The 12447-nt window shown below is 65.5% G+C and carries 11 protein-coding genes; 4 read left to right on the forward strand and 7 right to left on the reverse strand.

Annotated elements, in window-relative coordinates:
• The first annotated feature begins 25 nt into the window (after positions 1-25).
• Positions 26-1018, forward strand: a complete 993-nt coding sequence (locus ABID59_RS13745) for a dienelactone hydrolase family protein (RefSeq protein WP_354083739.1) — start codon at positions 26-28, stop codon at positions 1016-1018.
• 279 nt (positions 1019-1297) lie between these two features.
• Positions 1298-1657: a hypothetical protein gene (locus ABID59_RS13750; protein ID WP_354083740.1), complete on the forward strand. Its 360-nt coding sequence runs from the start codon at positions 1298-1300 to the stop codon at positions 1655-1657.
• 244 nt (positions 1658-1901) lie between these two features.
• Here the strand turns inward: ABID59_RS13750 and ABID59_RS13755 are convergent, their stop codons facing one another.
• From ABID59_RS13755 to ABID59_RS13780, 6 genes are all read right to left on the reverse strand, one after another.
• On the reverse strand, positions 1902-2165 hold the full coding sequence (locus ABID59_RS13755) for an EscU/YscU/HrcU family type III secretion system export apparatus switch protein (RefSeq protein WP_148750359.1): 264 nt from the start codon (positions 2163-2165) through the stop codon (positions 1902-1904).
• A complete protein-coding gene (gene fliK, locus ABID59_RS13760; protein WP_354083741.1) occupies positions 2162-3787 on the reverse strand; it encodes a flagellar hook-length control protein FliK in 1626 nt (541 codons plus the stop codon). Before fliK ends, ABID59_RS13755 begins: the two co-directional genes overlap by 4 nt.
• Positions 3788-3842: 55 nt before the next feature.
• The gene (locus ABID59_RS13765) at positions 3843-4637 is read right to left on the reverse strand and encodes an ATP12 family chaperone protein (RefSeq protein WP_354083742.1); all 795 of its coding nucleotides are present in this window, start codon (positions 4635-4637) and stop codon (positions 3843-3845) included.
• Positions 4638-4949: 312 nt separating this feature from the next.
• Entirely contained in the window at positions 4950-6164 is a 1215-nt protein-coding gene (locus ABID59_RS13770; protein ID WP_354083743.1) for an RluA family pseudouridine synthase, read from the reverse strand.
• A 52-nt stretch (positions 6165-6216) separates the two neighbouring features.
• A complete protein-coding gene (locus ABID59_RS13775; protein WP_354083744.1) occupies positions 6217-7554 on the reverse strand; it encodes a replication-associated recombination protein A in 1338 nt (445 codons plus the stop codon).
• Positions 7551-8957, reverse strand: coding sequence for a DegQ family serine endoprotease (locus ABID59_RS13780; RefSeq protein ID WP_354036634.1), 1407 nt, complete (start codon positions 8955-8957; stop codon positions 7551-7553). Before ABID59_RS13780 ends, ABID59_RS13775 begins: the two co-directional genes overlap by 4 nt.
• A gap of 313 nt (positions 8958-9270) precedes the next feature.
• Here ABID59_RS13780 and ABID59_RS13785 point away from each other — a divergent pair, with 313 nt between their 5' ends.
• A complete protein-coding gene (locus ABID59_RS13785) occupies positions 9271-10887 on the forward strand; it encodes an OprO/OprP family phosphate-selective porin (protein ID WP_148750355.1) in 1617 nt (538 codons plus the stop codon).
• A gap of 39 nt (positions 10888-10926) precedes the next feature.
• Here the strand turns inward: ABID59_RS13785 and ABID59_RS13790 are convergent, their stop codons facing one another.
• Positions 10927-11313 (reverse strand): winged helix-turn-helix transcriptional regulator, encoded by a 387-nt coding sequence (locus ABID59_RS13790; protein ID WP_354036638.1) that lies wholly within the window; start codon positions 11311-11313, stop codon positions 10927-10929.
• Positions 11314-11434: 121 nt separating this feature from the next.
• On the opposite strand from ABID59_RS13790, the gene ABID59_RS13795 reads away from it, so the two are divergent.
• Positions 11435-12445, forward strand: coding sequence for a zinc-binding alcohol dehydrogenase family protein (locus tag ABID59_RS13795; protein ID WP_354083745.1), 1011 nt, complete (start codon positions 11435-11437; stop codon positions 12443-12445).
• Positions 12446-12447 lie beyond the last annotated feature (2 nt).

Below are 12447 nucleotides of genomic sequence, written 5' to 3' on the forward strand. Positions count from 1 at the left end.
CCAAAGGATCATAGGGGAGTATCCGATGCCGACGGCATTCCGCGTCGCTGCGGCGATCATTGCGCTCTGCGCTTCCACCGCGCTCGCCAGCGCTCAATCGCTTCCCAAGGAAGCTCCGGCCCGAACCGAGATATTCCCGATCCCGTCCCTCACCCTCTCCGACCAGCAATTCCTCAGCGGCGATGCCGCGGCCGGCAAGCCGGTGACGGTTGCGGGCGAATTTCGCGTCGCGCAAGGGTCAGGCAAGATGCCGGTCGTGGTGCTGATGCACGGCTCGAGCGGCGTCGGCGCCACCACCGAAGCCTGGGTGCACCAATTCAACGCCATGGGCATCTCGACCTTCGTGATCGACGGTTTTACCGGCCGCGGGTTGACGGTGACGGGGCCGAACCAGGCCCTGCTCGGCCGGCTCAATCTGATCATCGACATCTACCACTCGCTGGAGATTTTGGCGAAGCATCCCCGCGTCGATCCTGACCGCATCGTGCTGATGGGTTTTTCACGCGGAGGACAGGCGGCTCTGTATGCGAGCCTCGACCGCTTCAACAAGCTCTGGAACAAGTCCGGCGTGCAGTTCGCGGCCTACATTCCGTTCTATCCGGATTGCTCGACGACCTATCAGACCGACACCGAGGTCGCGGCGCGCCCGATCCGCATCTTCCACGGCACACCGGACGATTATAATCCCGTGAAGAGCTGCAAGGCCTTCGTCGAGCGGCTCAAGGCCGCCGGGCACGATGTCGTGCTCACGGAATACCCCGACAGCGCGCACGGCTTTGACAGCGGCCTGCTCGGCGTCAACGCGGTTACGGTGTCGGCCAACGCGCAGACCGTGCGCAACTGCCACATCAGGGAAGGCGACAGCGGCGTGCTGATGAACGGCGATACGAATGCGCCCTTCAGCTACAAGGACACTTGCGTCGAGCTCAACCCGCATGTCGGCGGCAACCCCGCGACCGCTGCCGAGGCCCGCAAGGCGGTGGTCGATTTCCTCCAGGCGCTGTTCAAGCTGGGGTAGCCGGACGCCGGTCTTCCGACGTACGCAGGGGGAAGCCGGGCATCGACCGCGCGGTCAAATCGTCTCGCCATCCAGCCGGACTTCCGTGGAACTCCGAGAAACCGCTTCGGGTTCCGCGCGTTGAAACGATCATCAATCGAGACAGGAGATCCTGCGATGTCTGGGTCAACTATCGCACGAGCAGGGTTAGTTGTGGTGACGTTGTGCCTCCCCTTTGGTACGGCCAGCGCCGCATCCCCCTTCGCCGCCATGGCCGGCTCATGGTCTGGCAGTGGAGTATTGAGCACGACGGACGGCGGGCAGGAGCGGCTGCGCTGCCGCGCAACCTACAATGTCGCCAACGGCAGCGCCCAGCTTGGCCTCAATCTGAGATGCGCGAGCGAGAGCTACAATTTCGATCTCGCCGGTGACGTCGAGTATCAGGGCGGCGCCGTTTCCGGGTCGTGGCGCGAAGCCACCCGCAACGCATCCGGCACGATCTCGGGCCGTGCGAGCGGCGATCATGTCGACGCGGCCGCACGGGGCGATAACTTCTCCGCCAATCTGTCCCTGACAACGCGCGGCGGACGGCAAACCGTATCGATCCGTCCGCAGGGCACCAACGTCACGAACGTTTCGTTGGCGCTGGAACGGCGTTAGCCCAGCGCTGCCGCCGCTAAGCTAGATCGCGCCGATATCGGCAAGGCACGCTTGCGTCAGCGGCATGGTGGGCACAGCGCTACGCGCCTTTGCGCACCCCACTTCTGTTCAAGCTGGGATAGAGGCCACATGCTCCGTCATTGCGAGCGCAGCGAAGCAATCCAGAATCTTTCCGCGGAGGGACTCTGGATTGCTTCGCTGCGCTCGCAATGACGCGCGGAGAGATGCGCGCCAGCTTCATGCGCTAGCGCACCCGCCCCGACAGCCGCAGCACGAATACGAGAACCTCAGCCACGGCCTTATAAAGATCAGGCGGAATCTCCTCGCCGAGCTCGATCTTGGAGAGCGCGCCGGCCAGGATCTCGTTCTCCTCGATCGGGATGTCGTGGGCTTTTGCGATCTCGACGATCTTGGCGCCGATCGTGCCCTTGCCCTTGGCGACGACAACAGGCGCGCCGCTGCCCTTCTCGTAGTGCAGCGCGATTGCAAGCTTGGACTCCTCGCTCATGTGGCGCGATCCAGGAAATGCCCGGCACGCGCCGGCGGTGCTTGCGGCGGCGTGCCGTCGCGCACGACGATATCGCCGGGCTTGAGCTCGGCTTTGGTCAGCGCCTGATTGAGCTCGCCGATCCCGGCGCGGAGTTGCTGCGCCGTCGCCGGCCGCTCGGCCCACATCCGCACGAAAGTCTTGTCACCGTTGAGCGTGATCAGCGCGTGCACGGGTCCGCTCGGCTCGACATTGAGCGTGAAGCGTGCGCGCCAGGCGCGCTTGGCGGAATCGGCCTGCTCGTTGCCGCCATCACGCGAGATCTCGAACTGCGCCATCGCGGTGCCCTGCGCCGTCGCAAACGGAATCTCGAAATTCCATTGCGGCACGGCCGGATCGATGCGATGGCCGCTGGCATCGACGCGGTCGGGCAGCGAGGCGACCTGCAGCAGCGTCTGCCGCGCGATCGCGGCATCGGTGTCGTCGAGCAGGCGACGCACGGTCGCGGCGAGCGGCGCATTCGGCGCGAGCGATGGCGAGGCGACCGCTTGCGGCGACGGCAACGCGCCGCGGAACGGCGGTGGCGTGGTCATACGCGCGGCCGCTTCGAAGACGTGGCCGTCAGGTACGACCTTGATGGCGCCCGGCACATTCCCGATCAGACGCGGCAGGTTTTGCGTGACCTCTTGCAGCAGGCTCGCGGCAAGGCCTGCGGAGATCGTCCGCGGCAACGCTGCCTGCGGTGTGTCGATCATGTCGGCAAGCACGGCGGCCGCAACATTGGCGTTGCGCTGCATTTGCAGCGATTGGGCTATCTCTGCGTCAGGCAGCGGCGCTTGCACGGCCTCGCCTGCAGCTTGAGGCGGCGAGCTTTCGGCCTGCGGAGTAGTGACGGCGTTCGTCGCAACAGCAACGGCCTGTGTCGGTGGCGCGCTGGTCTCGAGCGTGCCTGATGTTGCGGCCAGCGTCTGGCGCAGCACCAGCAGCGCTGCCTTCAGGTCGGGCACCGCGCCTGACGGCGGCATCGTGCCTGCGGCAAGCGAGGCCTCGAGAAACAGGCCGGACTTCTGGAAGGCGGATTCGATATCGTCGCCACCGAGCACGGTGTTGAGCGGCGTCTGTTGCGCCAGTACGTCCAGCATGGCCTGCTTCAGGCCATCAGGCAGATCGCTACCGGTCACGACCGAGGCGAGATTGGCGAACAGCGGTGCCTGGCTGCCCTGCTTGGTCACGGCCTCGGCCGATGCTGCGGTGACGGCGACCTGCTCGGTCGGCGTCAGGGGATTGCGAGCCGCGGTCGCGGATGGCGCAAGCGACGGGCTGTCGACCAGCGTGGCGGCCGTCGGCGTCAGCGTGACCTGATCGGCGCTTGCCTCGCCTGCTCCGTTGACCACAGCGAGACGAATCGTGCCGTCGTTCTGCGACACCGCGAGCTGAAGATTTTGCCCTGGGGTCAGCGACACCTCGGACATCACGTCCATCGACAGATTGGCGATCGCGATCCGCACCAGATTGTCGGCGAGCACGCTGATGACCCTGGCATCGACGACGCTGCCGGCCTGCAGCACAAGATCGGGCGTCGCCGCATCAGCCACGGCGCTGGCGGCACTGACGGGAACGATCGAGCTTATCGGCGTCGGCATCTCAGGGGTCCAGGGAGTGCTGCTCCCACCCTAAGGTCCCCTCGTAAACCTCTCGTTAAGGACCTTTGGCCGCCGGCGGGTTCACGGCCGCCAGCACCGCCACGGCGGCGTTGAAATCCCTGAGGCGGGTAGCCCGGCGGGCGGCCGCCTCCTCGTCCGCGCCCCACTGGTCGGTGTTCCAGTCCTCGTCGACATGGGCGGCGGCCCAGACCTGGCCGGCGTCACGCACGCCATGGGCCAGCGCCAGCGCCAGCAGCGCCGAGCCGGTCAGGGTCGTCACGATGTGGAGGGCGGCGACCGACCAGGCATCCCCCGGCAGCGCGGCGCGGGCGGCCCGGAGCGCCTCGTCCGGCTGCCTCACGTGCACGATCCCCTCGGACAGGATGAAATGCGCCCCCAGCGCCTCCGCCGCCCAGAACAGCACGGGGTCCCAATGCGCGGCCTCGCGGGCGACCAGCCCCTCGGGGTGGCCGGCGCGATAGAACAGCAGATCGGTCTCGAAATATTTTGCGAGGTCATCGATGACAAGCTCGACGCGATCGACCACGCCCTCGACCACGCTGTTGGCGATCCGCGTCAGCGGCATGGTCACGGGATCGATCGCCTCGCCCTGCGCGGCCCATTCCGCGGCCACGGCATCGGCCAGCCCCCGCGCGGGGATCACCACCTGGCGGGCAGACGGCGTCCGGATCGGCTTGCCGTCGAGCGTGATAGCGAACCCGCCCTCGACCTCGGCGATGCCCACATCCTTGTAGAAGCGCTTGCGCCGCGGCGTCCGCGCGGACGCACGCGCCGATTCCCGCGGATCCGGCGGGGGTTGGCCGGCTGCTTCTTCGAACAATTCGCGCATGTGAGTTTTCGGTCTCCGCCGCTGAATGCAGGCTTTTGAAGTAAGATCGGCTTTTAAGGTAAGATCGGCGGCCGATAAAGCGAGCGGGCATGAGGGAACTTGCGGGCATTGTGGCGGACGTTTTTGGAGCAGTTTCGGAATTGAGAGGCTGGCTTTCGGTCGCAACCACAATCACCGCTGTCATGCGCCGCGCAGGCGGGGCATCCAGTACTCCGCGGCGGATGTGATGAGAGCGAGCTCGCTAAGGCCGGCCTCTGGAATACTGGATCGCCCGCCTTCTTCGCGGGCGATGACTGTGGCTAGCAGCGCTCCCTACTCCTCCGGTGCGTTCTCGATCGGATCGAACCGGCTCGCGTCCAGCCCAAGCAGATTCCACGACTGCTGCATGTGCGGCGGCAGCGGCGCGGTGGCATCGATGACGCCGCCGCGCGGGTGCGGGATGACGATCCGGCGCGCAAGCAGGTGCAGCCGGTTTTGCAGGCCACCCGGCAGCTGCCAGTTCTCGATGTTGAAATATTTGGGATCGCCGACGATGGGATGGCCGATATGCTCCATGTGGGCGCGGAGCTGGTGGGTGCGCCCCGTCACCGGCTTCAGCGACACCCAGGTCAGCTTGTTGCCGGCGGTCTCGACCACCGCGTAGTACGTCACCGCGTGGCTCGCGCCCTCGTCGCCATGCTGGGCGATGCGCATGATGGTGTCGTCCTCGCTCTCCTCCTTCGCAAGGAAAGTCGAGATGCGGCCCTGCTTCGGCTTCGGCAGGCCCGGCACCAGCGCCCAATAGGTCTTCCGTGCCGAGCGCGAGCGGAACGCGCCGGTCAGATGCGAGGCGGCAAAACGCGTCTTGGCGATCAAAAGACAGCCCGACGTTTCCCTATCGATACGGTGCACGAGCCGCGGCTTCTGGCCCTTCGAATCGCGCATCACCTCCAGCATCTGGTCGATGTGCCGCGTCATGCCCGAGCCGCCCTGCACGGCGAGGCCAGCGGGCTTGTTCAGCACGAGGACGTCGTCATCCTCGTAGATCGTCATCTCCTTCAGCGCGGCAAGGGTCTTTTGCGCAGCCTCCGACAACTCGCCCACCGCCTTCGGCGTATCGAGCTTCAGCGGCGGAATGCGGACGCTCTGTCCCTCCTCAAGCCGGTCCTTGCTGTCGACGCGCTTGCCGTCGACGCGCAGCTCGCCTTTGCGGACGACGCGCTGGATGTGGGAGAACGACAGGCCGGGAAAGCGCGCTTCGAGAAAGCGATCGACGCGCATGTTGTTCTCATCGGCCGTCACCTTGACGGTCTGAACCTTGGTCGGCAGCAGCACCTCGACCGGCTTTACCGGCGCGGCCTGCTCCAGCTCCGTTTTGGGCGGACGCCGCTCGGCGCGCTCGCCCGCAAAGCGCGGCGGCTTGGCGCCAAGCTTCCTGCCTGGACGCGGCCCAGCCTTGTTCGCGCTACGCGCCTTGAACGGACGCGATTCCTTGCGCTCGTCGCGCGAGCGGGGCTCTTGATTGGTTCTCTTGATACGGCGGCTCATGGTTGCCTGCGTACCCTAAAAGCCGGCTCCCGTCACGGCGAAATGGCCGATTCTAGCGCGAGCCGCCCCGCTCCTTGCGCAGCTTGGCCCAATAATCCAGCCGCTTGCGGATCTCCCGCTCGAAACCGCGCTCGGGCGGGTCGTAGAAGATCTGGCGGCCCAAGGCTTCCGGGAAGTAGTCCTGGCCGGAGAAGGCGTCGGGGGCGTCGTGGTCGTATTCGTAAGCTGCGCCGTAGCCCTCCGACTTCATCAGCTTGGTCGGCGAGTTCAGGATGTGCTTGGGCGGCAGCAGCGAGCCGGCCTGTTTGGCGACCTGCATCGCCGTGCCGAAAGCGGTATAGACCGCGTTCGATTTCGGCGCGGTGGCGAGATAGACCACGGCCTGCGCGATCGCGAGCTCGCCCTCGGGATGGCCGAGGAAATCGAAGGCGTCCTTGGCGGCATTGGCGATGACGAGCGCCTGCGGATCGGCAAGGCCGATGTCCTCGACCGCCATGCGCACCACGCGACGCGCCAGGAACAGCGGATCCTCGCCGGCGTCTAACATCCGCGCGAGATAGTAGAGTGCGGCATCGGGATCGGAGCCGCGCACCGATTTATGCAGCGCCGAGATCAGATTGTAATGGCCGTCGGCCGACTTGTCGTAGATCGGCGCGCGGCGTTGCAGGATGTCCTGCAACTGCACGGCATTGAAAATCTCGTCCGCCCGCGCCGAGCGCCAGACCTCTTCGGCGAGCGTCAGCGCCGCGCGGCCGTCACCATCGGCCATGCGCACCAGCACGGCGCGCGCCTCTTCATCGAGCGGCAGCTTGCGACCCTCGACCTCCTCGGCATGCGCGAACAGTTTTTCGACCGCGGCGGCATCGAGCGAGCGGAACACCAGCACGCGCGCGCGGGACAGAAGCGCCGCATTGAGCTCGAATGACGGGTTTTCGGTGGTAGCGCCGACCATGACGACTGTGCCGTCCTCCATCACCGGCAGAAACGAATCCTGCTGTGCGCGGTTGAAGCGATGCACCTCGTCGACGAACAAGAGCGTACCCTTGCCCATCTCGCGACGGGCACGCGCGGCGTCGAATGCTTTCTTCAAGTCCGCGACGCCGGAGAACACAGCCGAGATCTGCTCGAAATGCAGATCGGTCGCATCCGCCAACAGCCGCGCCACCGTGGTCTTGCCGGTGCCGGGCGGCCCCCAAAACACCAGCGAACCGAGCGTGCGCGTCTCGAGCATGCGCGTCAGCGCGCCGTCGGGGCCGAGGATGTGATCCTGGCCGACGACCTCCGACAGCGCACGCGGCCGCAGCCGGTCCGGCAGCGGATGCGGGGCGTCGTGATCGAGCCCCGCCGCGGCAAAGAGAGTTGGCGTCTCCTGTGGTCGCTTCGGACTCATCCGCCCAGCGTGACGTTGATCTGCTGACCGCCGCGCACCAGCGTGATGCGCCAGAGCCGCTGGCTTACGGCCGCCGCCTTCTCGAGATCGCCGGTCTTGCCGATCTTCTGGTTGTTGACGGCCAGGATGATGTCGCCCTTCTGGAAGCCGACACTCGCCGCCGCGCTGTCGCCGCCGAGATCGGTGATCACGACACCTTCGGTGTCGGCGTCGAGATGCAGCTCATCGGCAAGCGCCGGCGTGATGGTCGAGACCTTGGCGCCCTGGAACGGCGAGCGCGCGGTGAGAACGAGTTCGTTGCGGCCGATATCCGGCGCAGTCTCGAGCGCGATCGCCAGCTTGAGCGGCTTGCCGCCGCGCTGCACGTCGATCTGCGCCGTGCCGCCGAGCGGACGGGTGGCAAAGCGGTAGTCAAACGCGTTGGGATCGTCCACGGCCTGGCCGTCGATCCCGGTGATAAGGTCGGAGGATTTCAACCCCGCCTTGGCTGCAGGACCGTTGGGAACGACGCTTGCGACCAGCGCGCCGGTCGGCGAGCGTAAGCCGAGGCTCTCGGCAATCTCCGGCGTCACCGCCTGCAGCTTCGCACCGAGCCATGGCCGCTTCACCGCCGTGCCGCCGCTCTTGGCGGAGGCGACGACGACGCGCACCATATTGGCGGGGATCGCAAAGCCGATGCCTTGCGAGCCGCCGGAGCGCGAGTAGATCGCGGTGTTGATGCCGGCAAGCCGGCCGTTCATGTCGACCAGCGCGCCGCCGGAATTGCCAGGATTGATCGCGGCGTCGGTCTGGATGAAGAACTGGTAGTCGGTGATACCGACCTGCGTGCGCGCGAGCGCCGAGATGATGCCGTGGGTCACGGTCTGGCCGACGCCGAAGGGGTTGCCGATCGCCATGACGACGTCGCCGACCATCAGCTCATCCGAGTTGGTGAATTCGAGCGCTGGAAACTTTTCCTTGCTATCCTTCAGACGCAGCACCGCGAGATCGCTGCGGGAGTCCTTCAGCACGATCTCCGCCTCGAACTCGCGCTTGTCCGACAGCGACACCCTCACCTGGTCGGCGCCCTCGATGACGTGGACGTTGGTGACGACGAGTCCGGAGGAATCGACGATCACGCCCGAACCCAGCGACCGCTGCACCTGCTCCTGCTGCTGGCCCGGCACGCCGAAGAAGCGGCGGAAGATCGGGTCGTCCAGCAGCGGATTGCGGTTCTGCACCACCTTGGCAGCATAGACGTTGACGACCGCCGGCTGCACCCGCTGCACGATCGGCGCATAGGACAGCCGCAACTCGGCCGGCGACGACGGGACACGACGGTCCTGCGCCGCAGCCGGATAGAAGTGGGCCGAAAAGGCTATGCACAATGCCGTCACGACGGCGGTCCGGTTCGCTCGAAACATTCCTACCTCTTGGAAAAGACGCCGGAATATAGGCGCGTTCGCCCCCCAATAGAAGGGCGCCGGGCGGCAATATTCGGCCCTGTCCCGGTGTGTCCGGCCTGCAAGCCTTCGTGCAAAATCGCAAACCGTCTGGCGCGACAGATTGGCATGACGCGCATCATCCAGCATTCTATGCCGCGGTGGATTCGGTTGCGACGAATTTGCACCAGTGGGAACCACGCAACCGGAGCGTAGCGTCGCGGGGCAGTCATCGATCGTTCTTAGGCTCTCCCGTTACGACTTGGGGAAGATCGTCAAACGATGGAGGCATGACGTGAGCAGGACAAGAATAACAGCCGCGGCGATTGGTCTCGCCGGTGCGCTGGCGGGCTCGCAGGCCCAGGCCCAATCGGCAAGCAACAGCGATCAGGAGATCGCGCTCCTGAAGCAGCAGCTGAAGATGCTGGAGCAGAAGCTCGACAAGCTCCAGAACCAGACTGCCGCGAACACGGCGGCCGCCGCGAAAGCCAGAGCGGAGGCGAAGGCTGAAGCGAAAGCCGAAGCACGCTCCGAGGCGAAGGCCGTCGTGGCCAATGCCAATGCGGCGTTTCCGGTCAAGGGCGCGCCGCCGACAGCCGGCGTGATCGTGACGATGCCGAACAACCGGCCGACCATCTGCACATCCGACGGGGCGAACTGCGTTGCCATCACCGGCCGCGTCCACTGGGATGTCGGCGGCTACGACTATCGTCCCAACACGGCGTCAACCGTCCCGCAGAAGCTCGACAGCGGCGAGAATGTCCGTCGCGCACGCATTGGCCTCGCCGGCAAATTCTTCAACGACTGGAATTTCGCGCTGGTCTACGACTTCGGCGGCTCGTCCGACGGTTTTGGCGGCGCAGCGCCCGGCTCGCTGCCGGGCGGCGGCGTCTCCGGCCTGGAGAATGCCTATCTCAGCTACACCGGCCTGAAGCCGTTCGGCGGCCGGATGGCCATCGAGGCCGGCATCATGGACCTGCCGTACACGTTGGACGAAGCCACGAGCTCCAACGACATCATGTTCATGGAGCGCGCCTCGCCCGGCGTGGTCGCGACCAACATCGCTGCAGGCGACTTCCGCTCCGCGGCGGGCGCGCGCTGGTTCAACGACCAGCTCTGGATCGGCGGCTATGTCACGGGACCGTCGACCGGCGCGATTCATTCCGCCTCGAGCGCGGCACCGGCGGGAACGAGCGAGCAATATGGCGCGGTGGCGCGTATTGCCGGCAACCCGATCAGCGGCAAGGACTACTCGGTGCATATCGGCGCCGACGCGCAATGGCTGATCCAGCCGCCGCGCAATCTCATTGCCAACACGCAGACAGTCACGCTCAGCGACCGTCCGGAATTGCGTCTCGACCCGACGACGCTGGTGTCGACCGGTGCGATTGCCAATGTCTCGGGCGCTCAGGTCTACAGCGTAGAGGCGGCCGCGACCTACGGACCGCTGATCCTCCAGGGCGAGTATTTCTGGTACAATGTCGACCGCACCGCCAATACCGGTGTGCCACTGGTCGGCGCGCCGAGCCTGAAATTCCAGGGCGGTTACGCGCAGGCCGGCTACGTGCTGACGGGCGAGACTCACACCTACAACGCTGCCAACGCCGCTTATAACGGCGTCAAGCCGGCGCATCCGTTCTCGCTCGACGGCGGCGGCTGGGGCGCGTGGGAAATCGCGGGACGCTTCTCGACGATCGACCTCAATGATCAGCTTGCGAGCGCCAACGGCGTCGCGGGTGGGCGCCAGAACGTCTACACGCTTGCGCTCAACTGGTACGTCAACGGTAACATCCGCTTCATGCTCGATTACCTGCATGGCACCGTCTCCAAACAGACGCTGCCGCCGACTGCATTCGCGAATACGGGCTCGAACTTCGACGCCGTGGCAATGCGCACGCAGTTCGCCTTCTGACGCGATCAATTCCGGGGGCGGCGTGGCCGCTCCCGGAAGTTAAGCAGCGCGCTTCGGCTTCTTGACGACGGGCTCGACCTTAGCCGCCGGCGCGCAGGACAGCCGCTCCTGATGGCCCTCACCCCACGCTTTCAGAGTGTCGATCACTGGGCGCAAGCTTTCGCCGAGCTCAGACAGCGTGTATTCCACCCGCGGCGGCACTTCGGCATAGACCTTGCGGATGACAAGCTTGTCCTCCTCCAGCGCGCGAAGCTGTTTTGTCAGCATGCGCTGGGTGATGCCGGGCATCCTGCGACGCAGTTCGCCAAAGCGCTGGGTACCGTTCTGGAGGTGATAGAGGATCACGCCCTTCCACTTGCCGTCGATCAGATCCAGCGTCGCCTCGACCGAGCAGCCGGGACGACGGGTAAAATCTCGTCGTTTCATGCGTGCTTTCCCAATAGTATCCATACAGGGACTATATCCCCGAATTTACAGTACTTGCCAAATGGGAGCCAGGGCGACAGTTAGAGCGGCAGGCGAATACGCCATCTGATGGAGACAAGCCATGAAGGCCGTCGGCTACAAGAAATCGCTTCCGATCGAGGATCAGGACGCGCTGATCGATTTCGAGACCACCAAACCGGAACCGAAGGGGCGCGACATCCGCGTCACGGTGAAGGCGATCTCGGCTAATCCGGTCGACTACAAGGTGCGCAAACGCGCCGCCCCGCCCGAGGGCGAGACCAAGATTTTGGGCTTCGACGCGGCGGGCGTGGTCGATGCCGTCGGGCCCGACGTCACGCTGTTCAAGCCGGGCGACGAGGTGTTTTACGCGGGCTCGATCCAGCGCCAGGGCACCAACTCCGAATTCCATCTGGTCGACGAGCGCATTGTCGGCAACAAGCCGAAGTCGCTCTCGTTCGCGCAGGCCGCCGCCCTTCCCCTCACCTCCATCACCGCCTGGGAATTGCTGTTCGACCGCCTCGGCGCCGTGCCCGGCAAGAGCGTCGATCCGCGCACGCTGCTGATCACCGGCGGCGCCGGCGGTGTCGGCTCGATCCTTGTCCAGCTCGCCCGCCTCACCGGCCTCACCGTGGTTGCGACCGCAACACGGCCGGAGTCGCAGAAATGGTGCCTCGATCTTGGCGCACATGCGGTGATCGACCACGGCAAGCCGATGAAGGAGCAGATCGAGAAGCTGAAGCTGCCGCCGGTCGCTCTAGTGGCGAGCCTCACCTTCACCGAGCAGCACTACAAATCGATCGCCGAATTCATGGCGCCGCAGGGCAAGTTTGGCCTGATCGACGATCCCGCGGAGTTCACCGTGAGCGCATTCAAAGGCAAGGCGATCTCGGTGCACTGGGAATCGATGTTCACGCGCTCCTCATTCCAGACGCCTGACATGATCGCGCAGCATCATCTGCTCAACGACGTCGCCGACCTCATCGACAAGGGCGTCTTGCGCACCACGCTCGACCAGACCTTTGGCACGATCAACGCGGCCAACCTCAAGCGCGCGCATGCGCTGCTCGAGAGCGGCAAGTCGCGCGGCAAGATCGTGCTGGAGGGGTGGTAAGC

Source organism: Bradyrhizobium sp. S3.3.6 (assembly GCF_040546905.1).
Taxonomy (GTDB): Bacteria; Pseudomonadota; Alphaproteobacteria; order Rhizobiales; family Xanthobacteraceae; genus Bradyrhizobium; species Bradyrhizobium cytisi.